The sequence below is a fragment of the Pseudomonas sp. AK-TSAG1-1 genome (genome assembly GCF_056821665.1).
The window spans coordinates 5,317,612-5,342,815 of record NZ_CM165965.1 but is presented as its reverse complement, the minus strand read 5'-3'; the positions used below and the strand labels follow the sequence as shown (position 1 = coordinate 5,342,815).

Sequence of the window (25,204 nt, the reverse complement as noted above, 5' to 3'; positions counted from 1 at the left end):
GCATCGATGAATCATCGTACAAAAGGTTTCACGCTGCCCGAACTGCTGGCCGCGGTCGCCGTGTTGGTGATCCTCATCACCCTGGCGGTGCCGGGGTTCACCCGTTCGATCCAGAGCAGCAAGGCCGACACCGAAATGGGCGACCTGCAACGCGCCATCAACTATGCGCGGCTGGAGGCGATCGATCGCGGCGTGGTCACGCGGCTGCGGCCGAGCGCCGGTGGCAGCGTGTGGACCGGCGAGTTGTCGGTCTACGACAGTACTGGCACACCGGCCAATGTATTGCGGGTTGTTCCAGCGATGAGCAGCGGCGCCACTCTGACGCTACCCTCAGGAGTGACCGCGCTGGATTTCAACAATCTGGGCGGTCTGGCGGCACCGTCGACGGCGGTGGTCATCAGTTACGTGCTGGGAACGCAAAGCAGGACGCTGAACGTGTGTCTGAACGGACGAATTCAACTGGGTGGAAGTTGCGGATGAGGGCAGGGAGTACGCAAGCACAGGAGGGCATGTCGCTGATCGAAGTACTGGTCGCGTTGCTGATTCTGACCGTCGGAATATTGGGCGCGGCAGCCGTTCAACTGAATGCGCTGAAGTACACCGACAGCTCGCGGATGACCAGCCAGGCGAGCTTCATCGCCTACGACATGATGGACCGCATCCGCGCCAACGCTGCCGCCGATTACACGGTCACGCCGCCGACTTCGGGCAACCTTAGTGTCGCCCGCGATCAGGACCTCTACGACTTCACCACAAACATCGTCAATTTCGGCGGGCCGACCGCCACCGGCACCATCACCCTCAATCAGCGCGTGTACACCATCACCATCAACTGGAATGACTCACGGGCCGCGAATGCCACGGGCACCACGCGCAGTTTCGTCCTGAGCAGTCGTGCCACGGTCGATCCGGTGGCCACGCCATGAAGCATTCCAACCGTGGTTTCGGCCTGATCGAAATGCTCATCGCCCTGGCGCTCGGGCTGATCGTGGTGCTGGGTGTGGTGCAGACGTTTCTTGCCGCGAAAAACACCTACGTCAGCCAGAACACGGCGGCAGCGATGCAGGAAGACGCACGCTTTGTGCTGAGCAAGATGATTCAGGAACTGCGCATGGTCGGCATGTTCGGCTGCCTTGGCACCATTACCGACGCGAGTTCTGCGGGGGATTTCAATGCGGCGCAGATCACCCCGATCAGTTGGGACAACAGCAACCTCAAGCTGACCCTGGTCACCGCCGATGTTGGCGGCAATGGCGGCACACCAACGTGGACGGTGGTCTCCGATTGCCGTAACAGCGCCACGGCCTATACCGGGCTGCGAGCCGCAGCGAGCGGGCAGGTCGCCTTTCCAATCCGCCGTTTGATCTACAGCTTCAGCAACAACCAGATCCTCATGGGCACCGGCAGCGGCACCCCGGCCCAACAAGTGTTGGTGAACAACGTCAGTACGTTCACCGTCATGTTCGGTCTGGCCACGTCCGCCACCGATGTCGCGGCGTCCTCTTACAGCAGCAACCCCAGCGATCCGGCGCGTATCCGCAGTGTGCGTTTGAGCCTGACCCTCACCGACCCGAACAACCGGGTGGCCAATCAAACCTTCAACGTGGTTGCCGCTTTGCGCAACCGCTTGCAGTGAGGGCCGAGACGATGAGGATTTCTTTGCACCAGAGGCAAGCGCAACGCGGCATGGTGCTGCTGGTCAGTCTGGTGTTCCTGTTATTGCTGACACTGGTCGGGCTGTCGTCGATGCAGAGCGCCAACCTGCAGGAAAAAATGGCCGGCAGTGTCAGTTTGCGCAATCAGTCATTCCAGACCGCCGAGGCCGCGCTGCGTATCGGGGAAAGTGCGGTGCAGCTCGACAGTTATTCGCTGGCGGTTTGCGCCAACGCCACACAATGTGCGCCGCCGGCCGAGTCTTCGCTGGTCAGCGCAGCAGGGCTCAACTCGACCTCGGGGGTGACGTGGATCGCCGCCGGCAACGGCTTCTATGGTGTTCAGAACATCGGCACCACCCTGACGGCGGTGAACGTGCCGAGCAACACCTCGGCCACGCTGTATCGGGTCACCGCGGTCGGTATCGCCGGCACTTCGCGCAGTGTGGTGGAGAGTGTCTATGCGAAGTATTGAGCGCTGCTGGACTCTGTTGACGGGCCTGCTGCTGGGGTTGTATCTGGCGGCGCCGGCGTATGCGTTCACGCCGTCTGATTCGCCACTCCTGAGTGCGGCGGCGGTTCCGCCCAACGTGATGTTGTTGATCGATGATTCCGGCAGTATGAACAGCATCATTTACGCGACGGGATTCGATCCGAACGTCACTCGCACACCAGCCCGGCAATGTAACGCCTTGCTCGGGCTGTGCCTGAGTTCGACGGCCATCACCGGGGACCCGGTGTTTCTCTCGAATCTGCCGACCGCTGGTTGCTCCGGCGGCGCCTTTGCCTTCTACAACAACAGCCTGGTGCCGCAGTGCCTGAAGCTGCCGGACCCGGTCGGCAGCGGCAACACGCGCTACACCGGGGACTACATCGCCTATCTGGTCGGGTTGGCGAATGGCAGCAACCGCGACTTCACCACGGGCTCGATCCCCAATGACTACCGGATCAACGTCGCGCGCAATGTGTCCAACGCGCTGGTCGCCAGTAACCGTACCTTGCGCATCGGCCTGTCGACCTTCAATCCGGTGACCAGCAACAACCCCGGCAATGGCGGTTATATCGCCCGTGCTATCAGCGACCTGTCGCCGGTCTCCGGCAGCGTGACCCAGGCGCAGGCCGACGCCAACTACAACGCACTGATTTCTTCGATCAACGCGCTGGGTGCCGTGGCCAACACGCCGCTGGCGGAAACCTATTATGAAATCACCCGCTACATGCGCGGCATGGCGCCCTACTACAACAGCACACCAACCACTTACACCAGTCCGATCCAGTACCGCTGCCAGAAAAACTACGGCGTGGTGATCACCGACGGCCTGCCGACCTACGACCGCACCTTTCCGAGTAACGACCCGCTGGGCGGCAGTCGTCTGCCGAACTGGGATGGCATCAACAATGACGGCAACAACCTCAATGGCGACAACGAAGGGGACACGTTGTACCTGGATGACATCGCCAAGTTCGCGTTCGACATCGACATGCGTTCGACAGGCACTGACCTCGCCGGCAAGAGCTGGAGCTCGGCGGATTTTCCCAAACAGAACATGAACACCTACACCGTCGGGTTCACGGCCGACAACGACATGCTCTCGGATGCCGCCAGCTATGGGCAAGGCAAGTATTACCAGGCGACCGACAGCACTGGCCTCAATACCGCACTGTCCTCGGCGCTGAGCGACATCACCTCCAAGGCCGGCTCAGGTGGTAGTGGCGTTACCAGCGGCACCACGCTGGCCAGTGGCACCAGTTATTTCCAGACCAGCTACGACCCCAAGGACTGGCGTGGCACGATCAAATCCTTCGGTTTCACCGCGGCCGGCGTGGTGAATACTTCGGTAGCCTTGTGGACCACCGACACCACCATCGTTCCGGGCGCCACTGCGCCGATCTATCAAGCGTGGAACACCACCAGCAACACCGCCATAACCCTGGCCTACGGCAATTTTTCTGCTGCCCAGCAGACCTCGCTCAGTCAGAGCCTGCCCTCCGGCATCAGCGGCAGTGATCTGGTGGAGTGGAGCAAGGGCACCAACAAGAGCGGCCTGAGGGTGCGCAGCGTATTGCTCGGCGACATCATCAACTCGCCGCTGGTGCTGGCTTCGCCCAGCGACAAAACCGCTTCCGACCTGTCGGGTGACACCACCTACACCACTTACCTGACCACCAAAGCGGCAAACATGAACCCCAGCCTGGTGGTGAATGCCAATGACGGCTTCGTCAACGTGATCAACTCGGCCAACGGCACCCGGCGCTATGCCTACATGCCTTCCAGTGTGCTGCCGTCGCTGCGGCTGATTGCCGACCCGGCATACATCAACGGCGTCAGCCACAAGTTTCTGGTGGACGGTCAGGTCGCTGTGTATGACGCGCAACTCAATAACGCCTGGAAAACCCTGGCCATTGGTGGCTCCGGTGCCGGCGGCAAGACCTTCTATGCACTGCAGCTTTTCGACGCCTCGGCCGGCAATGTGCTCAGTGCCCTGTGGGAGGTCAGCGCACCCGCCACCGCCAACATTGCCAATGCCTTTAATGATCTGGGTTACGCCTATGCACGGCCGGAAGTGGCACGCTTGGCCGACGGACGCTGGGCAGCGTTCATCGCCAATGGTTATGGCAGCAACTCGGGCGTGGCGGCGTTGTATGTGCTGGATGTGCGTGACGGTTCGCTGATCAAGAAAATCGTGATCGACAGCACCGAAACCACCAATGGCCTGTCGTCGGTCAAGCTCAAGGTCAACTCCTCAAACGTGGTGCAGGCTGCCTACGGTGGAGATTTGAAAGGGCGCTTGTGGAAATTCGACCTCAGCGCGACCACGACCGACAGCTGGGGTGTGGCATTTTCCGGCAAGCCGTTGTTCACCACGGCCGGCGGGGCGACTCAGCCGATCACGGCGCAGCCGCTGTTGGCGGACAATGCGCTGGGGGGCAAACAGGTATTCGTCGGCACCGGAAAATTCAACGAAACAGCCGACAAGACCAACAAGGATCTGCAGGCGTTTTATTCGGTGTGGGACGCCGACGGCGGTTCCGGGCAACTGACCGTCAGCAGTCTGCAGGCGCAGGCGGTGACCGGGGTGTTCACCGGTAGTTCAGGACAATATGCCACGACCACTCAGAACGACACGACCTATCCGGCAGAGAAGGGGTGGTATCTGCCGCTCGTGTATAACAACGCGTTGGTCGGTGAGCGGGTGATCAATCAGGCCAGCCTGGTGCTCGGACGCATTTTGTTCACCACCGCGGGAGTTGACACCACCGACCCGTGTGCCAGTTTCGGTACGGGCAAACTGGTCGAACTCGATGCGTTCGGCGGTAAGATGCTCAACTACGCGGTGCTCGATACTAACGGGGATGGTGTGGTCGACAGTAACGACACGATTTCCAGTGGTGTGATATTTACGGGCGGCATTCCAACCCTGAATGCCATCGTCAATGGCGCGACGCGCAAGATAGTCAACGATTCCAGCGGCAACATCACCACTCTGGTAGAAAAGGGTGGCGGTGGCAGCCGTCGTATCATGTGGCGACAAATACAGTAAGTGAGAGTTTGAGGCATGCGCAGATTCAACCGAGGCTTCACCTTGATCGAAATCATGATCGTGATTGCGATCATCGGGATCATCATCACCATCGCTGCACCGAGCTACACCGAGTACCTGAAAAAGGGCCGTCGCGCCGAGGTGGTCTCGCTGCTCTCGGAGCAGGCGCAGATCCTTGAACGCTTCTATACCAAGAGCAACGTCTACACCGGCATTACCGGTTTGAGCACGGGCAATGACTTCTACACCATCACTCCGACGATCGCTGACCAGACCTTCCTGCTGACCGCCACCCGCAAGGCTGGCACGACCATGGCGACCGACAAGTGTGGGGACTTCACCCTGACCAACACCGGCGTCAGAAGCATGAACAACGCTACCACCGGGCTGACCACCAAGGATTGCTGGGGCCGCTGAGGTACTTTCTTTCAGGCGCCTTTTGCGCCCACTGTCTTTTTTACGGTTGGATCAAACATGACCAGGCAACAGCAAGTGGTGATTGTCGGTGGCGGGGTGATTGGCCTGCTGACCGCCTACAACCTCGCCTCCGAAGTGCGCAGCGTGGTGCTGCTGGATCGCTCGAGCGTCGGCCAGGAATCGTCCTGGGCCGGAGGTGGCATCGTTTCCCCGCTGTACCCGTGGCGCTACAGCCCGGCGGTCACCGCGCTGGCGCATTGGTCTCAGGACTTTTATCCACAGCTCGGCGAGCGATTGTTTGCTGATACCGGCGTTGATCCTGAAGTGCACACCACGGGCCTGTACTGGCTGGACCTGGACGATGAAGCCGACGCACTGGCCTGGGCCGAACGGGAGCACCGTCCGCTGCGGGCTGTGGATATCTCGGCGGCACATGACGCCGTCCCGGTGCTGGGCGGCGGGTTCTCACGGGCGATCTACATGGCTGATGTGGCCAACGTCAGAAACCCACGGCTGGTGAAGTCGCTGAAAGCGGCATTGCAGGCACTGCCTAACGTGACCCTTCACGAGCAATGCGAGGTCAGCGGGTTTGTCCGTGAAGGCGGGCGCGTGGTTGGCGTTGAGACGTCCAAAGGCCTGATCAACGGCGATCAGGTTGTACTGACTGCTGGTGCGTGGAGCGGCGATCTGCTCAAGACGCTCGGCCTGACGCTGCCGGTCGAACCGGTCAAAGGCCAGATGATTCTCTACAAATGTGCGGCGGATTTTCTGCCGAGCATGGTTCTGGCCAAGGGGCGTTATGCAATTCCGCGCCGAGACGGGCACATCCTGATCGGCAGTACGCTTGAGCATGAAGGCTTCGACAAGACGCCGACCGATGTGGCACTGGAGAGTCTCAAGGCTTCGGCGGTCGAGTTGCTGCCAGCGCTGGCGGATGCCGAGGTGGTAGGGCATTGGGCCGGTTTGCGCCCTGGTTCACCGGAGGGGATTCCTTACATCGGGCGAGTGCCGGGCTTTGATGGCCTGTGGCTGAACTGCGGGCATTACCGCAACGGGCTGGTGCTGGCGCCGGCGTCATGCCAGTTGTTCGCCGATGTGATGCTGGGGCGCGCGCCGATTATTGATCCTGCGCCGTATGCGCCAGAGGGCCGCATGTAGTCAGGTATTTCTGTTGAGCCTGGCAGACCGCTTTCGCGAGCAGGCTCGCTCCCACAGTGGATCTTTGTCGTTCACAAAATTCAATGTGGGAGCGGGCTTGCTCGCGAACTGGCCCTCAATCCAGACCGAGTTTCTTCAGCCGATAACGCATCGACCGAAATGAAAGACTCAGCCGCTGCGCCGCCGCCGTGCGGTTCCAGCGAGTCTCCTCCAGCGCCTGCAGAATCAGCTTGCGCTCGACGTTCTCCAGATAATCCTCAAGGTTGTCGATCTGTGTCAGGTCGGCAATGCCGCCCTCTACCGCGCAACTGCCTTCGCTCAGGCGCAAGTCTTCGGCCTCGATTATTTGGTTTTCGCACAGCGTGTGCGCACGTTCGAGGACGTTCTCCAGTTCCCGCACATTCCCCGGAAAGCGGTAACTCTTTAGCGCTTCAAGTGCTTGTGGGTGCAGGCGGGCTGCCAGTTGGCCGCTACCGCTGGCCAGACGCTGGAGCATGTGCGCGGCCAGTACCTCAATGTCGTCGCGCCGTTCGCGCAAGGAAGGCACGCGCAGTTCGATCACGTTCAACCGGTAATACAGGTCCTGGCGAAAGCGTTCGGCGGCGACTTCCGCGTCCAGATCCTTGTGGGTTGCGCAAAGAATGCGCACATCGACCACGGTTTCCTGCTGGCCGCCAACGCTGCGAACGGCTTTTTCCTGAATCGCCCGCAGCAGTTTGACTTGCATCGACAGCGGCAGATCCGCCACTTCGTCGAGAAACAGGGTGCCGCCCTGTGCGGCTTGAAACAGGCCCGGTTTGTCTTCCATGGCGCCGGTGAAGCTGCCTTTGCGATGGCCGAAAAACTCGCTTTCCATCAGCTCCGACGGAATCGCCCCACAGTTGACCGGCACGAACGGCTGATTGTTGCGCGGTCCCTGTTCGTGGATCAGCCGCGCGACCAGCTCTTTGCCGCTGCCGGATTCGCCGCTGATGTACACCGGTGCCTGGCTACGGGCGAGCTTGTCGATCTGTTTACGCAGGTTGCGCATCGGTTGCGAGTCACCCAGCAGCCGTCGGTCGATCGAGGTGACGTTGCCGCCGGCGACAGGCATGCGCAGCGCGGTGTTGACCAGCTCGCGCAGGCGGGTGAGATCAACCGGTTTGGTGAGGAAGTCGAAGGCTCCGGCCTTCAAGGCGTTGATCGCGGTTTCCAGACTGCCGTATGCAGTGATCATCGCCACCGGCACTTGCGGATAGCGTTGCTGGATGTGCTGCACCAGTTCCAGTCCCGTGCCGTCCGGCAGGCGCATGTCGGTCAGGCACAGGTCAAACGCATTGCGCTGCAACAGCGCCTGGGCTTCGCCGAGATTGCGTGCACTGAAGGTGTCGAGTTTCATCCGTCCCAGGGTGATTTCCAGGAGTTCGCGGATATCCGGCTCGTCGTCGACGATAAGGATTTTTTGCCGTGGGCTCGTGTTCAACTTTGTTTCCGTCCGTGAGCAAAGGTGATGCGAAAGCAGCCGCCGCCTTGGCGTGGTTTGAAGTCTAGGCGCGCCTGGTTGCTTTCGCACAGCTCACGGGACAGATAAAGCCCAAGGCCGGTGCCTTGGCTGCTGGTGGTGAAGAACGGTTCGAACAGATGCGGTTGCTGATCCAATGGTACGCCGGGGCCATTGTCCTGGACTTCGAGCACTGCCAGCTGGCTGTCAGGATCGATGAACAGCGCCAGCCAGACTTCGGCCGGATCGTGCAGCAGGGCGCTGTGGCGCCAGCCATTGCGTAACAGGTTGTCGAGAATTTGCGTGAGTTGGCCAGGGTCCATCAGCGTGACGAAGTCCCCGGAATTGATCCGCAAATGAATCAACTGCCGATCAGTCGCCTGTTCGTGGCTCTCGGCGACGAACTGTTCCAGCCACGGCTTGAGATCCAGCCGTTGCGGGGCACTCTGCTGGCGACGTGACAGTTGCAGAACGTTTTCGATGACTCGGTTCATGCGCTTGGAGTGGTCTTGAATGATCTGCGTCAGACGCCGATCCGCGCTGTCGAGTTCCTCGGATTCAGCCAATAGCTGCGCGGCGTGGCTGATAGCGCCCAGCGGATTGCGGATTTCATGGGAGATGCCGGCGGTCAGGCGCCCGAGGGCGGCCAGCTTGAGCTGCTGGGCTTGCTGCGCGACCTGCGCCAGATCTTCGAGGAACACCAAGGTTTGCTGGCTGGTGCTCTGGTCGAGGGCGATGAAGTTCGGTTGCAGCTCCAGGCCGTTGCCGGGAATCTTCAGACTCTGCGGGCGCAGGGTCGGATTGTTCATCCACAACTGCAGGCGATCGACCAGCGCGCTGGAGTAGTCGTCGATCAGATGGCCTTCAAGGTGCGACTGGGACAGCAGGCTTTTGGCGCTGTGGTTGGCCAGTTGCACCCGGCGTTGTTCGTCGAGCACCAGAATGCCGGTGCGCATGCGTTGCAGGATCAGGGCATTGAGGGCTTCGAGGCTGATGACTTCACTGGCGCGCTGTTCGGCGAGGTGCTCGCTGACTTCCAGGCGCCGAACCAGGCCCTGGACCAGCAACGACGCCGCAAAGCACAAGGCACCAAGAGTGCCGGCTTGCAGGTAGTCATTGGCGCTCAGGGGATGGCTGAAACTCAGCAGGAAGCTTGAGCCGACAATTCCGAGCGCGCCGATGGCGGCAATCAACAGGCCGATACGCCGGCGTAGCAGGGTGTTGGCAATCGCTACCGAAACAATCAGCAGGTTGCCGATCGCGCTGGCCACCCCGCCCGCCGCGTAGAACAAGCCGCACAGCAGCAGGACATCCACCAGCGCCAGGCTGAACAGTTGCGCCGGACGCCGGGTGTTCTCCAGAAACACTACCAGCAGGATGTTCAACACCAGATACAACCAGCTGCCGCTGCGCAGCAGATCGTCGTCGGCCGACGTCAACAGGCGGTTGTCCATATTGCTGGAGATCAGCAGCACCAGTGTGATGCCGACGCTTAAACGGTAGAGATGATAAAGGCGCAGCAGGCGCTGGGCCTGTTTGCTGTCGGCGTTGGCGGCCTCAGCGATCACTGGCACCCGGGCCTTGCTCAAGGTGAGCCTGGCTGCAATACCACTGTTGCTGAAGGTTCAGGGCGCGGTCGCGGGGCAGGTGCACGCCGCAATGAGCGCAACGCACCATCGGCGCCGCGTCTTGCTCGCGCGGCGGTTGTGCAGACGAGGCGGGCGCCTTGAATTTGCGCCACAGCCAGACCGCAGCGAAAATCAGGACAATCCAGAACAGTAAACGAAGCATGATGAGCGGCTTTTCGGCTAATGATTCGGCAGTTTAGCCAAGGAGCCGGCAGGCGCACAGACTATTAACGCGCAGCCATAAAAAAGGGAGATCCGCAGATCTCCCTTTTTGTGTTGCCGGTGTGATCAGTCGAACACGCCGAAGGTCATGTAGCTGAACCACGAACGGTCGTCGTTGTTGCCGGCCGCTTGGTGTTCTTCTTCGATCACTTCGCCATTGTCGTCTTTAGGCTTGAGCTCGTTCGGGATCGCGTCTTTGGCGTCCTGGAATTGCTTCTGCACGTCCTGGTTGGCGCGGGTTTCTCCCGGCGGCAGCGGTGGACGCGATTCGATCAGGCCCAGAGTGGCCTTGCTCAGCCACGAGCGGTTGTCGGCTTCGGCAACCGAAGGCACGAACTGACCGTCTTTCAGGCTTGGATGGTTCGGGTAGTTGAGCTTCAGGGTTTCCAGACTGGTGGCAGCCAGTTCGTCCAGGTGCAGACGCTGGTAAGCCTCGGTCATTACTGCCAGGCCGTCGCCGACCGATGGCGTTTCCTGGAAGTTTTCTACTACGTAACGGCCACGGTTGGCGGCAGCCACGTACGCCTGACGGGTCAGGTAGTAGTCCGCTACGTGGATTTCGTAGGCCGCCAGCAGGTTGCGCAGGTAAATCATGCGCTGCTTGGCGTCCGGCGCGTAGCGGCTGTTCGGGTAGCGGCTGGTCAACTGGGCGAACTCGTTGTACGAGTCGCGAGCGGCGCCCGGGTCACGCTTGGTCATGTCCAGCGGCAGGAAGCGCGCCAGCAGGCCGACGTCCTGGTCGAACGAGGTCAGGCCCTTGAGGTAGTAGGCGTAGTCCACGTTCGGGTGCTGTGGGTGCAAACGGATAAAACGCTCGGCGGCGGACTTGGCAGCTTCCGGCTCGGAGTTTTTATAGTTGGCATAAATCAGTTCAAGCTGTGCCTGATCCGCGTAGCGACCGAACGGATAGCGCGACTCCAGAGCCTTCAGCTTGGCTGTGGCGCTGGTATAGCTGTTGTTGTCCAGATCGGTCTGAGCCTGCTGGTACAGCTCGGCTTCGCTCAGGTTTTCGTCTACGACTTCCTTCGATGAGCAAGCAGCGGTCAATGCGAGGATGGCGATCAGCAGCAGGTGTTTCACTTGCATGGCGGCTTGCGTCCCTATGACGGCCGCTGTCTTGGGCGGGGCCGTCCTGTTATGATGAGCGCCCCGTTGAAAAGCCTCGGGGCAAAAGACGCCGTATTTAACCACAAGCGCGCAGCCGAAACCAAAGGCTGTGCCGACGCCCAGTCAGAGCATGTCCGATAAAATTGAACTTCGCGCAGAGGTGCCGTCCGATTTGGGCGGCCAACGCCTCGATCAAGTCGCCGCCCAACTCTTCGCTGAGCACTCACGCTCGCGCCTTTCCGCCTGGATCAAAGAAGGTCGCCTGACTGTGGACGGGGCGGTCATCCGCCCGCGCGACATCGTGCATGGCGGTGCCATCCTTGAGCTGACTGCCGAGCAGGAAGCCCAGGGCGAGTGGATCGCCCAGGACATCGAGCTCGACATCGTCTATGAAGACGACGACATCCTGGTCATCAACAAGCCTGCGGGCCTGGTGGTGCACCCGGCTGCTGGCCACGCTGATGGCACCTTGCTCAACGCCTTGTTGCACCACGTGCCGGACATTATCAATGTCCCGCGCGCCGGTATCGTGCATCGTCTGGACAAGGACACCACCGGGCTGATGGTGGTGGCCAAGACCATTCAGGCGCAGACCAAGCTGGTTACTCAATTGCAGAGTCGCAGCGTGAGCCGGATCTACGAGTGCATCGTGATCGGTGTGGTGACGGCCGGTGGCAAGATCAACGCCCCGATCGGTCGTCACGGACAGCAGCGCCAGCGCATGGCGGTGATGGAAGGCGGCAAGCCTGCCGTCAGCCACTACCGCGTGCTGGAGCGTTTCCGTTCGCACACCCATGTGCGGGTGAAACTGGAAACCGGTCGCACCCACCAGATCCGTGTGCACATGTCGCACATCAACTTCCCGTTGGTCGGCGATCCGGCGTACGGCGGTCGTTTCCGCATTCCGCCGGCGGCGAACCCGACGATGGTCGAATCGCTCAAGCATTTCCCGCGTCAGGCCCTGCACGCGCGCTTCCTCGAACTGGATCATCCGACGACCGGTGAGCGCATGAGCTGGGAATCGCCGCTGCCAGAAGACTTCGTCTGGCTGCTGACCCTGCTCAAGCAGGATCGCGAGGCATTCATCGGATGAACTGGCTGACGCCGGACTGGCCCGCGCCGGCCAGCGTCAAGGCCTGTGTCACCACCCGCGAGGGCGGTGTCAGCGAGGCGCCGTTCGACAGCCTCAATCTGGGCGATCATGTTGATGATCGTCCAGAGGCTGTGGCCGAGAATCGCCGGCGTCTGACCGATTACTTCTCTATACAGCCTGCCTGGTTGCAGCAAGTGCACGGGATTGCCGTGGCCCATGCTGATCCGGGCGTGGTTGCCACCGCCGACGCCAGTTGGACGGACACCCCGGGCGTTGCCTGCGCTGCGATGACGGCAGATTGCTTGCCGGCATTGTTCTGCGATCGTGCAGGCACTCGCGTGGCGGCGGCTCATGCCGGTTGGCGCGGGTTGGCGGCCGGCGTGCTCGAAGCCACGCTCGACACATTGGATGTTCCCGCTGCAGAAGTACTGGTCTGGCTCGGTCCGGCCATCGGCCCGAAAGCCTTTGAAGTCGGCCCGGAGGTAAGGGAAGTCTTCGTCAATCAACTCGCTGAAGCGGCATCCGCCTTCGTCCCAAGCCACAATGCTGGCAAGTTCATGGCCGACATTTACCTGCTGGCGCGCCTGCGTCTGGCTGCACGGGGTGTCACTGCTGTTTATGGCGGTGGTTTCTGCACCGTGACCGATCCACGCTTCTTCTCTTATCGCCGTGCGTCGCGCACCGGCCGTTTCGCCTCCCTGATCTGGCTCACCCGCTAGACTTGCCTGACCTGAATCAACTCTCCGACGCTTGAATCTTCCAGAATCGACCGCATCTATAGCGGTATCTGGCAGGTTTCTTTATTCAGGATGGTTTTTTAGGTCCGGCCTGCTCAAAAGGAAGGTGACCCATGCGTATAGACCGTTTAACCAGTAAATTACAGTTAGCCTTGTCCGACGCCCAATCCCTGGCCGTCGGCCACGATCATCCGGCCATCGAGCCGGCGCATTTGATGCAAGCCATGCTTGAACAGCAGGGTGGTTCGATCAAGCCTCTGCTGATGCAGGTGGGTTTCGACGTCAACAGCCTGCGCAAAGAGCTGACCAAAGAACTCGACCAATTACCGAAAATCCAGAACCCGACCGGCGACGTCAACATGTCGCAGGATCTGGCGCGCCTGCTCAATCAGGCCGACCGACTGGCCCAGCAGAAGGGCGACCAGTTCATTTCCAGTGAGCTGGTGTTGCTCGCGGCGATGGACGAGAACAGCAAACTCGGCAAGTTGCTGCTCGGTCAGGGTGTGAGCAAAAAGGCCCTGGAGAACGCGATCAACAATCTGCGTGGCGGCGAAGCGGTTAATGACGCCAACCACGAAGAGTCGCGTCAGGCGCTGGATAAATACACCGTTGACCTGACCAAGCGTGCCGAAGACGGCAAGCTCGATCCGGTGATCGGTCGTGACGACGAAATCCGTCGCACCATTCAGGTTCTGCAACGTCGCACCAAGAACAACCCGGTGCTGATCGGCGAGCCAGGTGTGGGTAAAACCGCGATTGCCGAGGGGCTGGCTCAGCGCATCATCAACGGCGAAGTGCCGGACGGCCTCAAGGGCAAGCGTCTGCTGTCGCTGGACATGGGCGCGTTGATTGCCGGTGCCAAGTATCGCGGTGAGTTCGAAGAACGCCTCAAGGCGCTGCTCAACGAGCTGTCGAAGCAGGAAGGGCAGATCATTCTGTTCATCGACGAACTGCACACCATGGTCGGCGCCGGTAAAGGCGAAGGCTCGATGGATGCCGGCAACATGCTCAAACCGGCACTGGCGCGCGGTGAGCTGCACTGTGTCGGCGCGACCACGCTCAACGAGTACCGCCAATATATAGAGAAGGACGCGGCCCTCGAGCGACGCTTCCAGAAAGTCCTGGTGGACGAGCCGAGCGAAGAAGACACCATCGCCATCCTGCGTGGCCTCAAAGAGCGTTACGAGGTTCACCACAAGGTGGCGATCACTGACGGCGCGATCATCGCAGCGGCCAAGCTCAGCCATCGCTACATCACTGACCGGCAGTTGCCGGACAAGGCCATCGACCTGATCGACGAGGCCGCCAGCCGTATCCGCATGGAGATCGACTCCAAGCCGGAAGTGCTGGATCGTCTGGAGCGCCGCCTGATTCAGTTGAAGGTGGAATCCCAGGCGCTGAAGAAAGAAAGCGATGAAGCGGCAATGAAGCGCCTGGAAAAACTTCAGGAAGAAATTGTTCGCCTCGAGCGTGAATACTCGGATCTGGAAGAAATCTGGAACTCGGAAAAAGCCGAGGTGCAGGGTTCTGCACAGATTCAGCAGAAGATCGAACAGTCGCGTCAGGAATTGGAAGCCGCACGCCGTAAAGGTGACCTCAACCGCATGGCTGAATTGCAGTACGGGGTGATCCCGGACCTGGAGCGCAGCCTGCAAATGGTCGACCAGCACGGCAAGAGCGAAAACCAGTTGTTGCGCAGCAAGGTGACCGAAGAGGAAATCGCCGAAGTCGTTTCGAAGTGGACCGGCATTCCGGTATCGAAAATGCTCGAAGGCGAGCGCGACAAGCTGATGAAGATGGAAAGCCTGTTGCACCAGCGCGTGATCGGCCAGGACGAAGCGGTAGTGGCCGTGGCCAACGCCGTACGGCGTTCCCGTGCCGGGCTGGCGGACCCGAATCGTCCGAGCGGTTCGTTCATGTTCCTCGGCCCGACCGGTGTCGGTAAAACCGAGTTGTGCAAGGCGCTGGCCGAATTCCTCTTTGATACTGAAGAGGCGATGGTGCGGATCGACATGTCCGAGTTCATGGAGAAACATTCCGTGGCGCGGCTGATCGGTGCACCACCAGGCTACGTGGGCTACGAGGAGGGGGGGTACCTGACCGAAGCGGTACGCCGCAAGCCGTACTCGGTGATCCTGCTGGACGAGGTCGAGAAGGCGCACCCGGATGTATTCAACATTCTGCTGCAAGTGCTCGAGGATGGTCGACTGACTGACAGTCACGGACGTACGGTGGACTTCCGCAACACCGTGATCGTCATGACCTCGAACCTCGGATCGTCGCAGATCCAGGAATTGGTCGGTGACCGTGAGGCGCAGCGTGCAGCGGTGATGGATGCGCTGACCAGTCACTTCCGCCCCGAGTTCATCAACCGGGTCGACGAAGTGGTGATCTTCGAGCCTTTGGCGCGGGATCAGATCGCAGGCATTACCGAGATCCAGCTGGGCCGTCTGCGCAGCCGTCTGGCCGAGCGCGAGCTGAAGCTGGAGCTGAGCCCGGAAGCGATGGACAAGTTGATTGCTGTGGGTTACGACCCGGTTTATGGCGCACGTCCACTCAAGCGTGCGATCCAGCGCTGGATCGAAAACCCGTTGGCGCAGTTGATCCTGTCAGGGCATTTCATGCCTGGCGACACGGCAACCGGCAAAGTGGTGAACGACGAAATCGTTTTCGGCTGAGCGGCAAAGCCAATGAAATAAGGAAGGCCTCGCTTTGCGAGGCCTTTTTTTCGTTAGGCTGTTGAACTCTAAGGAAAAGGCTTGTAAAGTGCGCCCCGCAGTCAGTCACCGGCAGCGTTTCAACTCACTGGGTTGAAAACTGAAATAAGTTGCAAATCATTAACTTGAAAGCAATTTAGGGGGTTGACAGAGGTGTTCTAGGTTGTAGAATAGCGCGCCTCAGACACACGAACGCAGCGATGCGAACGAGTGACTAGATGCAGTAAGTTTCACCGTTGTAAATTGAAATATGTAGTTCCGTGATAGCTCAGTCGGTAGAGCAAATGACTGTTAATCATTGGGTCCCAGGTTCGAGTCCTGGTCACGGAGCCAATTTCAAGCCGGGGTATAGCGCAGTCCGGTAGCGCGCCTGCTTTGGGAGCAGGATGTCAGGAGTTCGAATCCCCTTACCCCGACCATTTTTGGGTCGTTAGCTCAGTTGGTAGAGCAGTTGGCTTTTAACCAATTGGTCGTAGGTTCGAATCCCACACGACCCACCATTTTTGAAACCAGTTAGCGCTGGGATCGAATCTTAAGATCAGAGGCCAAAAGCGCTGATCGAAGAAGGCGATCTTTGAAAGGTCGCCTTTTTTTTACCGGGGTATAGCGCAGTCCGGTAGCGCGCCTGCTTTGGGAGCAGGATGTCAGGAGTTCGAATCCCCTTACCCCGACCATATTAAAAATCCTCGTATCGAAAGATACGGGGATTTTTTTTGCCTGCGAAATATTGAACTGCACCGCAGAAACAAATGTGGGAACGGGCTTGCTCGTGAAAGCGGTGTATCAGTCATGAATGAATTGACTGACCCACCGCAATCGCGAGCAGGCTCACTCCTACAGGGTTTACGCCAATCAGTGCAGCTTCAGGCGTGGCTCGGTCCCGCGACCGATCTTGCTGCCCAGCATCAGCATCGCCGTGCGGAATGGCCCGTACAGCGCCATCTGGTGCATGCGGTACAGCGACACATAGAACATCCGCGCCAGCCAGCCCTCAAGCATCACGCTGCCGGTCAGGTTGCCCATCAAGTTACCCACAGCTGAAAAACGTGACAGCGAAATCAGCGATCCGTAGTCGGTGTACTTGTACTCCGGCAGGGATTTGCCCTCGATGCGCAGTTTCAGCGATTTGGCGAGCAGAGAAGCCTGTTGATGCGCGGCTTGCGCACGTGGCGGGACGTTTCGGTCCGAACCCGGTTGCGGGCACGCGGCGCAGTCGCCGAAGGCGAAGATGTTTTCGTCGCGGGTGGTCTGCAGCGTCGGCAGCACCTGCAACTGATTGATACGGTTGGTTTCCAGGCCGTCGATGTCCTTGAGGAAACCTGGCGCACGAATACCCGCTGCCCAGACTTTCAGACTGGCCTTGATCTCGTTGCCATCGGCGGTGATCAGGCTGTCGGCGGTCACTTCGCTGACCGACGCGTTGGTCATCACATTGACCCCGAGTTTCTCCAGCGTCTTGTGCACCGGGCCGCTGATGCGCTCCGGCAGGGCTGGCAGCACCCGTGGACCGGCTTCGATCAGGGTGATGTGCATGTTTTCCGGTTTGATTCGGTCCAGACCGTAGGCCGCCAGCTCGTGCGCGGCGTTGTGCAGTTCTGCCGCCAGCTCGACGCCAGTGGCGCCGGCACCGACGATGGCCACGCTGATCTGCTCGACCACATCGGTCTGCCCGGCGTGGGCGCGCAGGTAGTGGTTGAGCAGTTGCTGGTGGAAACGCTCGGCCTGTTTGCGGGTGTCGAGGAACAGGCAGTGTTGCGCTGCACCCTGGGTGCCAAAGTCGTTGGTGGTGCTGCCGACGCTGATGACCAGCGTGTCGTACGGCACTTCACGGGCCGGGACCAGTTCTATGCCGTTCTCGTCGTAGGTGGCCGCCAACTGGATTTTTTTCTGCGCGCGATCAAGCCCGCTCATGCGCCCCAACTGGAACTCGAAGTGGTTCCATTTCGCCTGGGCAACATAGTTGAGTTCGTCTTCGGAAGAGTTCAGCGATCCGGCGGCCACTTCGTGCAGCAGTGGTTTCCAGATGTGCGTCAGGTTCGCGTCAACCAGCATCACACTGGCGGTGCCGCGTTTGCCCAGGGTCTTACCCAGACGGGTAGCCAACTCCAGACCGCCGGCGCCGCCGCCGACAATAACAATACGATGAGACATGGGGATAACTCGCAAGGTTTTTAAAGGAAATCGGTGCGGTTACCCGAGCGAGCGCGAGGCAGCTCATAGCGTCAGGTAACTGATAAGTCGGCTCAGCAGGCCCAGACCAATGGTCACTGCCAGCACCAGCACCAGGAGCATCCACGGCCGGAAAGGCCGGCGCTCGACACGGTGTTGGGACAACTGCAGGTACTCTTCGACATGTTTCTGGTCTTCGGGGTTCAGGCGGCTGGTCATAAAGGCCTCGTCAGGTAGACGTTGCTGAAGGTTGGGAAGCTACAGCGGTTTTTATCCCGGGTTGAACGCAGCATAGCCACTGGTCGGAACCGGTTCGACAGAAACACCGTCGTCGAGGCGAATGATCCCGCTTTGTAACACTCGCGCGGTAATTCCGCCATGCCCGCGCACCGCTTGAAAGGTGCCGGGGCCGAGGTTGTTTTGCAGGCGCGCGCAGGGCTGACACCAGCCGGTAGTCTCGAAAATCGCCTGGCCAATGCGAAAGCGTCGACCCTTGAGACTAAACAGATTGATACCGCTGATGACGAGATTGCGACGCAGATCTTCAGGCCTCACGGGTTGATCTTCAGACCGGCCCAGCAGCGCATTGATGACCGCCAGGTGTTCGAACTGAATCAGTGTCACTTGCCGCGCGTTACGCACCCCCGGGCGGGCGTGATCGCCAGTCAGTCCGGCTTCGAGCCGCGCCTCGACGGCATCGAGTTCGAGCATCGGGCCACGGGACTCCGGGCGTACGCCGATCCAGCGCACACGGCCGGTCTGCGGTACGTCGGCAATCAACTGCTGCAGCGGCGTCACAGGCTGATCCCGACATCGAAGACGATGCTGCGCCCCAGGTTGCTGCGCAGGAAGTCCGGCGCATCAGGATGGGCAAACAGCACCCGGGCGAAGGTCGGGCCGACCAGCGACAGCGAACGCCAGCCCTGGCGCAGATATTCGGTTGGCGGCGGGAAATGGCTGTTGAGGTCCAGCACTTCACGCTTGAGGCTGGCGAAGGCAATGATGTCCAGCTCACCCAGGTCCATGCCACGCTCTTTGTAGTTATGCGCCTTTTTGCGCAAGGTCGGGGCCAGTCGCAACAGAAACTCGTTGGCCGGGATCCGCCGTGGCTTGGCTTCACGACGCACCAACTGGCTGAGAGAAAACGCGCTGCGCCGCCGCTGCAGTTCGTCGCGCCATTCGTCGTTGAGCCGCCGCCCCTCATCGAGGACGAAGAACACCTCGAAGTTGGCGTCGCGAAACAGCACGTCCGGCGGCTCGCCAGCGGGCGCGAACTCATCGACGCGGTAGGGAATGTTCAAGCCTTGCAGCAGGCGTTGGCAGACCCAACGCTCACGCTCCCACTTGCGGGCATTGGACAGGAACGCGTTGGCTTGCTCGGCCGCGATGGTCAGCAGGCGTAAATAATCTGAGTCATCCATAAGCCCAAGCTTAGCGTTCAAATGCGACAAACAGTAAGCGTTGCATCGGCTGATGCTCTCAGGGCGGCGGTGTAGACTGCGACGAAGGATATAAACCCACGGAAAAAATGAGGGAAAGATGATCGGTGCCGAACTGTTGTCATCCACGAGCCTGACGCTCGGTTGGCTGATTTACCTGCCAGTGCTGGTCTGGGCGATCTGGCGCGCGCCGTGGGTCGAGTTGTTCAGTGACAGTCGTCGGCAACATTTGCTGTTCGGCACCGTGTTCGCGTTGTTCCTGCTGTGGATGGTGCGCAGGGATTTCGACACCGGGGTTTCTTACCACTTCATCGGCATGACTGCGGTGACGCTGCTGCTGGACTGGCCGCTGGCGATTGTCGGTGGCCTGGTGGCGCAGCTCGGGCTGGTATTGCTCGGTCGTCAGGATCTGGTGGCGCTCGGGGTCAACGGTACGCTGCTGGTCCTGTTGCCGGTGTTGATCACCGAATGCGTGGCGATCGTAGTCGAACGCGCCCAGCCGCGTAATCCGTTTGTGTATATCTTCTGTTCCGGATTCTTTGCGGCGGCGTTGTCGGCATTGTTGTGTCTGGTGCTGAGCCTCGGCCTGCTCTGGTACGACGGCTTGTTCGCGATGCCGGAATGGCTGGAAGACTTCATTGGCTATCTGTGGCTGCTGATCTTTCCCGAGGCGTTTATCAACGGCATGGTGATCAGCGCGCTGGTGGTGTTCAGCCCCGAGTGGCTGGAAACGTTCAACCGCACCCGCTACCTTTCGGCGCCCTGGAAGGACGACGATCCCAAGTCTTGATCCACATCAAATCCGCCCCCCTCGTGGCATTTCATGCTCGGCCAAATCCCTTCAGGAGCAGTGGCATGAGTGTGTATGAGTGGGCGAGGCAGGAAACGCGGCAGAGTCTGGACATGGCACAGGAGGTGGGCTTCGATCCGGGCCTGAGCCTGCGCGCCTTGCTCAGTGCGGTGGTGCAACAGAGCAAGGCCGTGCGCAACGCCGAAGACCTGGCCGACGAGTTGCGTTTTCTCGCGGAAAACCTCGACGACGATCAGGACTACGGCTTCATGCGGCCCTGATTGTGATCAGTGGCGCGGGTCGAAATCGCCGGAGAACATTTCGTCTTCGGCATCCGGGGCCACCGGAATCTTGTGCTCTTCGGACGCCCAGGCGCCGAGGTCGATCAGTTTGCAGCGGTCGGAGCAGAACGGGCGAAACGTGTTCTCGGGGATAAATTCCACGGGAGCGCCACAGGTTGGGCATTCTACGGTCGGGATCGGGCTCATGACTGGCCTCCGGATAAAGTCAGGTAAAAGTGATGCAGACGTTCGACTTCGCTGTGCAGCCAGGCGAGGTCGCGGTCGTTGACCACCACATCGTCGGCACGGCTCACGCGGTCTTCGCGGCTTGACTGGGCCTTGAGGATCGCCTGGACCTGCTGTTCGCTGGTCTGGTCACGCTGCAAGGTGCGTTCGATCTGCAGTTGTTGCGGGGCGTCTATCACCAGGATGCGTTGGGTCATCGCGTATTGCCCGGATTCGATCAACAGTGGCGAAACCAGGATCGCGTAAGGCGATTTTGCCAGCGCCAGGTGATGGGCGATTTCCTCGGCGATCAACGGATGCAGCAAGGCTTCGAGCCAGCGACGTTGCTCCGGTACTTCAAAGATCAGTTGGCGCAGGGCGGCGCGGTTCAGCGTGCCGTCAGCCTGCAACACGTCCTGGCCGAAGTGCTCGGCAATCTTCGCCAGCGCCGGACGCCCCGGCTCGACCACCCAGCGCGCCGCATGGTCGGCATCGACCACATGGATTCCGAGGTCGATGAAGTGCTGGGCCGCAGCGCTTTTGCCGCTGCCGATGCCGCCGGTCAGGCCGAGGATCCAGGGTTTTTCCACAGGGGTATTCATTTCAAACCGACAAACTGCCAATAGAAGTCGGTTATTTGACCACCCCAGAGCAAGGCAATCCAGCCGGCAATTGCCAGATAGGGGCCGAAGGGGATCGGCGTCGAGGTTTTCTGCTCGCGCAGACGTAGCAGAATCACCCCGACAACCGCGCCCACGAGCGATGACAGCAGGATTGTCAGCGGCAGGATCTGCCAGCCGCCCCAGGCTCCAAGCAGCGCCAGCAGCTTGAAATCACCATGGCCGATGCCGTCCTTGCCGGTCAGCAATTTGAACAGCCAGAACACCGACCACAACGCCATATAACCGGCCACTGCGCCCCACAGTGCTGCGTGCAACGAGACGAACAGTCCGAAACTGTTGACGATCAAACCCAGCCATAGCAACGGCAGCACCAGCACATCGGGCAGCAGTTGATGTTCGGTGTCGATCAGGCTCATCGCCAGCAGCCCCCAGGTGAGGACGATCAACAGACCGGCCGGCCAGCCGAAACCCAGATGCCAGGCGACGAATGCCGAGAGCAGGCCGCAGGCCAGTTCGGTCAGGGGATAACGTTTGCTGATGGGAGCGCTGCACGCCGAACAGCGCCCGCGCAGGAGCAGATAGCTGAGCAGCGGAATGTTCTCCCACGCACGAATCCGGTGGCCGCAGTGTGGGCATTCGGAGTGCGGCAGCATCAGGTTGTAGGTCGGCAGCGGCGTATCGCCTGGTAGGCCGAGGACGTCCTGTGCCTGCTGGCGCCAATCGCGTTCGAGCATTTTCGGCAGACGCCAGACCAGCACGTTGAGAAAACTGCCGACCACCAGACCCAGCAACAGTGCGGTGAATACAAAGGCCAGCGGATACAGACTGAAAAGTTCGTCGATAGGCATGTCAGATCGCTGAGCCGAGTTGGAAGATCGGCAGATACATGGCCACGACCAGACCGCCGACGATGACACCGAGCACCACCATGATGAAAGGCTCCATCAGGCTGGTGAGGTTGTCGACCATGTTATCCACTTCACCCTCATAAAAACCGGCAACCTTGTCGAGCATGTCATCCAGCGCACCGGACTCCTCGCCGATGGCGGTCATCTGCACCGCCATGTTGGGAAACACCCCGGTGCTGCGCATCGAAAAATTCAGTTGCATGCCGGTGGCGACGTCCTGCCGGATGCGCAGCACCGCGCGCTTGAACACCACGTTGCCGGTGGCCCCGGCCACCGAATCCAGCGCCTCCACCAGTGGCACGCCAGCGGCGAAGGTGGTCGACAGGGTGCGGGCGAATCGCGCCACCGCCGACTTGTACATCAGTGTGCCCACCAGCGGCAGTTTCAGTAGCCAGGTGTCTTTGCGGTCGCGCAATGCCTGGGATTTTTTCAGCGCGTGACGTGTACCGAAAAATACGCCAACCAGTGCGCCAAGCACCGCCCACCACCATTGCTGCATGAATTCGGAGATGCTGATCACCATCAGCGTGAAGGCGGGCAGCTCCGCGCCGAAGCCGGAAAACACCGCCTGAAACTGCGGCACCACCTTCACCAGCAAAATCCCGGTGACCACCATCGCCACCAGCACCACGGCGGTGGGGTAGGTCATGGCTTTCTTGATCTTGGCCTTCAGCGCTTCGCTTTTTTCTTTATAGGTCGCGACCCGCTCCAGCAACGTGTCGAGCGCGCCGGACTGCTCGCCGGCATCCACCAGGTTGCAATACAGCTCATCGAAATACTGCGGTTTCTTGCGCAGGGCGGTGGCGAAGCTGTTGCCGGCGGCGACTTCCTGCTTCACCTCGTCCACCAGTTTGCGCATCGCCGGGTTGTCGAAGCCTTCGCCAATGATGTCGAACGACTGCAGTAGCGGCACACCGGCCTTCATCATGGTCGCCATCTGGCGGGTGAACAGCGCGATGTCCTGGGCCTTGATGCGTTTGCCAAAACTCAGCAAGGAGGCAGATTTTTTGCGCACCTTGCCGGGGTTGATCCCTTGCTTGCGTAGCTGGGCCTTGATCAGCGCGGGGTTCTGCCCGCTCAATTCGCCAGTGACCTTGCTGCCTTTGCGGTCTGTGCCTTCCCAGGCGTAGATGCTGATTTTCGCTGCCTTGACCGCCATGTTCAGTCCTTGGTGACCCGGTTGATTTCTTCCAGGCTGGTGATGCCTTGCATGGCCTTGTGCAGGCCTGAGGTGCGCAGATCGTCGAAACCGTCGCGACGCATCTGGCTGTCGATTTCCAGCGAGTTGCCTTCGGCCATGATCAGCCGTTGCAGCTCGGGGGTGTTTTTCACCACTTCATAAATTCCCACGCGTCCCTTGTAGCCGCCGTTGCAGAGGTCGCAACCGACCGGCTCATAGATCGTGAAACTGCCGATCTGTTCCTCGGGAAAACCTTCCTTGATCAGTGTTTCGCGGGGGATCTCGATCGGTTTCTTGCAGTGACTGCACAGCTTGCGCGCCAGGCGCTGGGCGATGATCAGACTTACCGAGGTGGCGATGTTGAACCCGGGGATGCCCATGTTGTGCAGGCGGGTCAGGGTTTCGGCGGCGCTGTTGGTGTGCAGCGTGGACAACACGAGGTGGCCGGTCTGCGCGGCCTTGATCGCGATCTCGGCGGTTTCCAGGTCGCGGATTTCGCCGACCATGATCACGTCCGGGTCCTGCCGCAGGAACGAACGCAGGGCCTGGGCGAAATCCAGCCCCTGTCGGGGATTGACGTTGACCTGGTTGATGCCTTCCATGTTGATCTCCACCGGGTCTTCGGCGGTGGAAATGTTGATGTCCACGGTATTGAGAATATTGAGCCCGGTGTACAGCGACACGGTTTTCCCCGACCCGGTCGGGCCGGTCACCAGAATCATCCCCTGCGGCTGCTTGAGCGCGGCCATGTACAGGTCTTTCTGTGCCGGCTCGTAACCCAGGGCATCAATGCCGATCTGTGCGCTGGACGGGTCGAGAATCCGGATTACCACTTTTTCGCCCCACAGGGTGGGCAGGGTGTTGACCCGGAAGTCGATCGACTTGCTCTTCGACAGGCGCATCTTGATTCGCCCGTCCTGAGGTTTGCGTCGTTCCGAGATGTCGAGGCTGGCCATGACCTTCAGACGTGCAGCGATACGGCCGGCCAGCTGGATCGGCGGTTTTGCGACTTCGCGCAGGATGCCGTCGGTGCGCACCCGCACCCGGTAGTTTTTTTCGTAGGGTTCGAAGTGCAGGTCGGATGAGCCACTCTTGATCGCGTCCAGCAGCATCTTGTGCACGAAACGCACTACCGGGGCGTCATCGGCATCGAGTCCGCCGATCGGATCCTGTCGGTTGTCGTCCATCGACTCGACATCCACGCCGTCGAGGTCGACGTCGGCCATCTCTTCCAGGCCGCTGGTGTGGGTGTCGAAAAATTTCTCGATGGCGTCGGTGAGCTTGTCGTCTTCTACCAGGATGGCTTCGGTGCTCAACCCGGTGCTGAACTGGATGTCATTGATCGCCTGGTGATTGCTCGGGTCGGAAATGCCCACGAACAGCTTGTTGCCGCGCCGCCACAAGGGCAGGGCGTGGTGCTGACGTACCAGCTTCTCACTGACCAGGCCTTTGGGCTGGGTCTCCTTGTCCAGGCCATTGAGGTCCATGAACGCCATGCCGAAATGCTCGGAGGCAATCTCGGCCACCTGTGAGCTCTTCACCAGTTTGTTCTGTACCAGGTAGCTGACCAGCGACAGGCGATTGCGCTGCGCCTGTTGCCAGGCCTGCTGGGCGCTTTTTTCCGTAAGCAGTTCGGCCTGGACCAGTTGCTTGGCCAGACCGCTCAGAGCGATGTCATTCATGGGGATTCCGCACGCTTGCTGTTCATGACTTATAGCCTAGTCAAGTGACAGCGCCACACACGTCGGGCACAGGTGACAAAAAGTGTCAGATAGTGCGGTTGTCGGTTGTAGGAAAGGCCTTCACATCGTGGGCATGCCGAGTATTCGGGGTCGC

Annotated in this window: 25 protein-coding genes and 4 tRNA genes; 16 read left to right on the top strand and 13 right to left on the bottom strand. The window is 60.2% G+C overall.

Features of this window, described 5'->3' with window-relative positions; genetic code table 11:
* Nucleotides 1-6: 6 nt before the first annotated feature.
* From AC1UK9_RS24150 to thiO, 7 genes are read left to right on the top strand one after another with little or no spacing between them, the layout of a single operon-like run.
* On the top strand, nt 7-480 hold the full coding sequence (locus AC1UK9_RS24150) for a GspH/FimT family pseudopilin (protein ID WP_025108790.1): 474 nt from the start codon (nt 7-9) through the stop codon (nt 478-480).
* A complete protein-coding gene (pilV, locus tag AC1UK9_RS24145; protein WP_025108791.1) occupies nt 477-926 on the top strand; it encodes a type IV pilus modification protein PilV in 450 nt (149 codons plus the stop codon). Before AC1UK9_RS24150 ends, pilV begins: the two co-directional genes overlap by 4 nt.
* Nucleotides 923-1,636: a PilW family protein gene (locus AC1UK9_RS24140; protein ID WP_025108792.1), complete on the top strand. Its 714-nt coding sequence runs from the start codon at nt 923-925 to the stop codon at nt 1,634-1,636. The genes pilV and AC1UK9_RS24140 overlap by 4 nt, the downstream gene beginning before the upstream one ends.
* Before the next feature lie 11 nt (nt 1,637-1,647).
* A complete protein-coding gene (locus tag AC1UK9_RS24135) occupies nt 1,648-2,127 on the top strand; it encodes a pilus assembly PilX family protein (protein ID WP_025108793.1) in 480 nt (159 codons plus the stop codon).
* The gene (locus AC1UK9_RS24130; protein ID WP_482578640.1) at nt 2,114-5,194 is read left to right on the top strand and encodes a pilus assembly protein; all 3,081 of its coding nucleotides are present in this window, start codon (nt 2,114-2,116) and stop codon (nt 5,192-5,194) included. The genes AC1UK9_RS24135 and AC1UK9_RS24130 overlap by 14 nt, the downstream gene beginning before the upstream one ends.
* A 15-nt stretch (nt 5,195-5,209) precedes the next feature.
* On the top strand, nt 5,210-5,611 hold the full coding sequence (locus AC1UK9_RS24125; RefSeq protein WP_025108795.1) for a type IV pilin protein: 402 nt from the start codon (nt 5,210-5,212) through the stop codon (nt 5,609-5,611).
* A 57-nt stretch (nt 5,612-5,668) separates the two neighbouring features.
* Nucleotides 5,669-6,769: a glycine oxidase ThiO gene (gene thiO / locus AC1UK9_RS24120; protein WP_482578639.1), complete on the top strand. Its 1,101-nt coding sequence runs from the start codon at nt 5,669-5,671 to the stop codon at nt 6,767-6,769.
* A gap of 115 nt (nt 6,770-6,884) precedes the next feature.
* On the opposite strand, the gene AC1UK9_RS24115 is transcribed toward thiO, so the two are convergent.
* The 4 genes from AC1UK9_RS24115 to AC1UK9_RS24100 form a co-directional block, all read right to left on the bottom strand.
* Nucleotides 6,885-8,231 carry a sigma-54-dependent transcriptional regulator gene (locus AC1UK9_RS24115; protein WP_482578638.1) on the bottom strand — a complete coding sequence of 449 codons (1,347 nt, stop codon included), beginning with the start codon at nt 8,229-8,231 and terminating at the stop codon, nt 6,885-6,887.
* Entirely contained in the window at nt 8,228-9,817 is a 1,590-nt protein-coding gene (locus AC1UK9_RS24110; protein ID WP_482580522.1) for a sensor histidine kinase, read from the bottom strand. The genes AC1UK9_RS24115 and AC1UK9_RS24110 overlap by 4 nt, the downstream gene beginning before the upstream one ends.
* A complete protein-coding gene (locus AC1UK9_RS24105; RefSeq protein ID WP_025108799.1) occupies nt 9,807-10,040 on the bottom strand; it encodes a PP0621 family protein in 234 nt (77 codons plus the stop codon). Before AC1UK9_RS24105 ends, AC1UK9_RS24110 begins: the two co-directional genes overlap by 11 nt.
* Before the next feature lie 125 nt (nt 10,041-10,165).
* Nucleotides 10,166-11,185, bottom strand: coding sequence for an outer membrane protein assembly factor BamD (locus AC1UK9_RS24100; RefSeq protein ID WP_025108800.1), 1,020 nt, complete (start codon nt 11,183-11,185; stop codon nt 10,166-10,168).
* Between the two features lie 151 nt (nt 11,186-11,336).
* Here AC1UK9_RS24100 and rluD point away from each other — a divergent pair, with 151 nt between their 5' ends.
* The 7 genes from rluD to AC1UK9_RS24065 all read left to right on the top strand — a co-directional run bounded on the left by rluD (nt 11,337) and on the right by AC1UK9_RS24065 (nt 16,427).
* Nucleotides 11,337-12,299, top strand: coding sequence for a 23S rRNA pseudouridine(1911/1915/1917) synthase RluD (rluD, locus tag AC1UK9_RS24095; RefSeq protein WP_102356476.1), 963 nt, complete (start codon nt 11,337-11,339; stop codon nt 12,297-12,299).
* Nucleotides 12,296-13,018 carry a peptidoglycan editing factor PgeF gene (gene pgeF / locus AC1UK9_RS24090; protein ID WP_473013623.1) on the top strand — a complete coding sequence of 241 codons (723 nt, stop codon included), beginning with the start codon at nt 12,296-12,298 and terminating at the stop codon, nt 13,016-13,018. The genes rluD and pgeF overlap by 4 nt, the downstream gene beginning before the upstream one ends.
* 131 nt (nt 13,019-13,149) lie before the next feature.
* Nucleotides 13,150-15,714: an ATP-dependent chaperone ClpB gene (gene clpB / locus AC1UK9_RS24085; RefSeq protein WP_473013622.1), complete on the top strand. Its 2,565-nt coding sequence runs from the start codon at nt 13,150-13,152 to the stop codon at nt 15,712-15,714.
* A gap of 296 nt (nt 15,715-16,010) precedes the next feature.
* Nucleotides 16,011-16,086: transfer RNA gene (locus AC1UK9_RS24080), tRNA-Asn, on the top strand.
* A 9-nt stretch (nt 16,087-16,095) separates the two neighbouring features.
* A tRNA-Pro gene (locus tag AC1UK9_RS24075) sits at nt 16,096-16,172 on the top strand.
* A gap of 5 nt (nt 16,173-16,177) precedes the next feature.
* Nucleotides 16,178-16,253 (top strand) — tRNA-Lys (locus AC1UK9_RS24070).
* Nucleotides 16,254-16,350: 97 nt separating this feature from the next.
* Nucleotides 16,351-16,427, top strand: a tRNA-Pro gene (locus AC1UK9_RS24065).
* 178 nt (nt 16,428-16,605) lie between these two features.
* Here AC1UK9_RS24065 and AC1UK9_RS24060 read toward each other — a convergent pair.
* The 4 genes from AC1UK9_RS24060 to AC1UK9_RS24045 all read right to left on the bottom strand — a co-directional run bounded on the left by AC1UK9_RS24060 (nt 16,606) and on the right by AC1UK9_RS24045 (nt 19,343).
* Nucleotides 16,606-17,904: an NAD(P)/FAD-dependent oxidoreductase gene (locus tag AC1UK9_RS24060; RefSeq protein ID WP_473013621.1), complete on the bottom strand. Its 1,299-nt coding sequence runs from the start codon at nt 17,902-17,904 to the stop codon at nt 16,606-16,608.
* A 63-nt stretch (nt 17,905-17,967) separates the two neighbouring features.
* Nucleotides 17,968-18,141 carry a DUF3094 family protein gene (locus AC1UK9_RS24055; protein ID WP_003228304.1) on the bottom strand — a complete coding sequence of 58 codons (174 nt, stop codon included), beginning with the start codon at nt 18,139-18,141 and terminating at the stop codon, nt 17,968-17,970.
* 51 nt (nt 18,142-18,192) lie between these two features.
* Nucleotides 18,193-18,720, bottom strand: coding sequence for an MOSC domain-containing protein (locus AC1UK9_RS24050; RefSeq protein ID WP_025108805.1), 528 nt, complete (start codon nt 18,718-18,720; stop codon nt 18,193-18,195).
* Entirely contained in the window at nt 18,717-19,343 is a 627-nt protein-coding gene (locus AC1UK9_RS24045) for a DUF1780 domain-containing protein (protein ID WP_025108806.1), read from the bottom strand. The genes AC1UK9_RS24050 and AC1UK9_RS24045 overlap by 4 nt, the downstream gene beginning before the upstream one ends.
* A 118-nt stretch (nt 19,344-19,461) precedes the next feature.
* Here AC1UK9_RS24045 and AC1UK9_RS24040 point away from each other — a divergent pair, with 118 nt between their 5' ends.
* Nucleotides 19,462-20,151, top strand: a complete 690-nt coding sequence (locus AC1UK9_RS24040) for an energy-coupling factor ABC transporter permease (protein WP_482578637.1) — start codon at nt 19,462-19,464, stop codon at nt 20,149-20,151.
* 65 nt (nt 20,152-20,216) lie between these two features.
* Nucleotides 20,217-20,432 carry a hypothetical protein gene (locus AC1UK9_RS24035; protein WP_007909901.1) on the top strand — a complete coding sequence of 72 codons (216 nt, stop codon included), beginning with the start codon at nt 20,217-20,219 and terminating at the stop codon, nt 20,430-20,432.
* A gap of 6 nt (nt 20,433-20,438) precedes the next feature.
* On the opposite strand, the gene yacG is transcribed toward AC1UK9_RS24035, so the two are convergent.
* Genes yacG through pilB form a run of 5 tightly spaced genes read right to left on the bottom strand, consistent with a single transcriptional unit; the run spans nt 20,439 to nt 25,050 of the window.
* A complete protein-coding gene (yacG, locus tag AC1UK9_RS24030) occupies nt 20,439-20,639 on the bottom strand; it encodes a DNA gyrase inhibitor YacG (RefSeq protein WP_025108808.1) in 201 nt (66 codons plus the stop codon).
* Nucleotides 20,636-21,259: a dephospho-CoA kinase gene (gene coaE / locus AC1UK9_RS24025; RefSeq protein ID WP_025108809.1), complete on the bottom strand. Its 624-nt coding sequence runs from the start codon at nt 21,257-21,259 to the stop codon at nt 20,636-20,638. Before coaE ends, yacG begins: the two co-directional genes overlap by 4 nt.
* Complete coding sequence (locus AC1UK9_RS24020; RefSeq protein WP_473013619.1) at nt 21,256-22,128, bottom strand: prepilin peptidase; 873 nt, start codon at nt 22,126-22,128, stop codon at nt 21,256-21,258. The genes coaE and AC1UK9_RS24020 overlap by 4 nt, the downstream gene beginning before the upstream one ends.
* A 1-nt stretch (nt 22,129) precedes the next feature.
* Nucleotides 22,130-23,347: a type II secretion system F family protein gene (locus AC1UK9_RS24015; RefSeq protein ID WP_025108811.1), complete on the bottom strand. Its 1,218-nt coding sequence runs from the start codon at nt 23,345-23,347 to the stop codon at nt 22,130-22,132.
* 2 nt (nt 23,348-23,349) lie between these two features.
* A complete protein-coding gene (gene pilB / locus AC1UK9_RS24010) occupies nt 23,350-25,050 on the bottom strand; it encodes a type IV-A pilus assembly ATPase PilB (RefSeq protein ID WP_482578636.1) in 1,701 nt (566 codons plus the stop codon).
* Between the last annotated feature and the right edge of the window lie 154 nt (nt 25,051-25,204).

Excerpts from the sequence above, each read along its gene's own strand:
- clpB (WP_473013622.1), top strand. The coding sequence starts at position 13,150 with ATGCGTATAGACCGTTTAACCAGTAAATTACAGTTAGCCTTGTCCGAC.
- pilV (WP_025108791.1), top strand. The coding sequence starts at position 477 with ATGAGGGCAGGGAGTACGCAAGCACAGGAGGGCATGTCGCTGATCGAA.
- AC1UK9_RS24130 (WP_482578640.1), top strand. The coding sequence starts at position 2,114 with ATGCGAAGTATTGAGCGCTGCTGGACTCTGTTGACGGGCCTGCTGCTG.
- AC1UK9_RS24035 (WP_007909901.1), top strand. The coding sequence starts at position 20,217 with ATGAGTGTGTATGAGTGGGCGAGGCAGGAAACGCGGCAGAGTCTGGAC.
- coaE (WP_025108809.1), bottom strand. The coding sequence starts at position 21,259 with ATGAATACCCCTGTGGAAAAACCCTGGATCCTCGGCCTGACCGGCGGC.
- AC1UK9_RS24045 (WP_025108806.1), bottom strand. The coding sequence starts at position 19,343 with ATGGATGACTCAGATTATTTACGCCTGCTGACCATCGCGGCCGAGCAA.
- AC1UK9_RS24125 (WP_025108795.1), top strand. The coding sequence starts at position 5,210 with ATGCGCAGATTCAACCGAGGCTTCACCTTGATCGAAATCATGATCGTG.
- AC1UK9_RS24105 (WP_025108799.1), bottom strand. The coding sequence starts at position 10,040 with ATGCTTCGTTTACTGTTCTGGATTGTCCTGATTTTCGCTGCGGTCTGG.
- pgeF (WP_473013623.1), top strand. The coding sequence starts at position 12,296 with ATGAACTGGCTGACGCCGGACTGGCCCGCGCCGGCCAGCGTCAAGGCC.
- rluD (WP_102356476.1), top strand. The coding sequence starts at position 11,337 with ATGTCCGATAAAATTGAACTTCGCGCAGAGGTGCCGTCCGATTTGGGC.
- thiO (WP_482578639.1), top strand. The coding sequence starts at position 5,669 with ATGACCAGGCAACAGCAAGTGGTGATTGTCGGTGGCGGGGTGATTGGC.
- yacG (WP_025108808.1), bottom strand. The coding sequence starts at position 20,639 with ATGAGCCCGATCCCGACCGTAGAATGCCCAACCTGTGGCGCTCCCGTG.
- AC1UK9_RS24060 (WP_473013621.1), bottom strand. The coding sequence starts at position 17,904 with ATGTCTCATCGTATTGTTATTGTCGGCGGCGGCGCCGGCGGTCTGGAG.
- AC1UK9_RS24140 (WP_025108792.1), top strand. The coding sequence starts at position 923 with ATGAAGCATTCCAACCGTGGTTTCGGCCTGATCGAAATGCTCATCGCC.
- AC1UK9_RS24015 (WP_025108811.1), bottom strand. The coding sequence starts at position 23,347 with ATGGCGGTCAAGGCAGCGAAAATCAGCATCTACGCCTGGGAAGGCACA.
- AC1UK9_RS24135 (WP_025108793.1), top strand. The coding sequence starts at position 1,648 with ATGAGGATTTCTTTGCACCAGAGGCAAGCGCAACGCGGCATGGTGCTG.
- AC1UK9_RS24150 (WP_025108790.1), top strand. The coding sequence starts at position 7 with ATGAATCATCGTACAAAAGGTTTCACGCTGCCCGAACTGCTGGCCGCG.
- AC1UK9_RS24020 (WP_473013619.1), bottom strand. The coding sequence starts at position 22,128 with ATGCCTATCGACGAACTTTTCAGTCTGTATCCGCTGGCCTTTGTATTC.
- AC1UK9_RS24040 (WP_482578637.1), top strand. The coding sequence starts at position 19,462 with ATGATCGGTGCCGAACTGTTGTCATCCACGAGCCTGACGCTCGGTTGG.
- pilB (WP_482578636.1), bottom strand. The coding sequence starts at position 25,050 with ATGAATGACATCGCTCTGAGCGGTCTGGCCAAGCAACTGGTCCAGGCC.
- AC1UK9_RS24100 (WP_025108800.1), bottom strand. The coding sequence starts at position 11,185 with ATGCAAGTGAAACACCTGCTGCTGATCGCCATCCTCGCATTGACCGCT.
- AC1UK9_RS24055 (WP_003228304.1), bottom strand. The coding sequence starts at position 18,141 with ATGACCAGCCGCCTGAACCCCGAAGACCAGAAACATGTCGAAGAGTAC.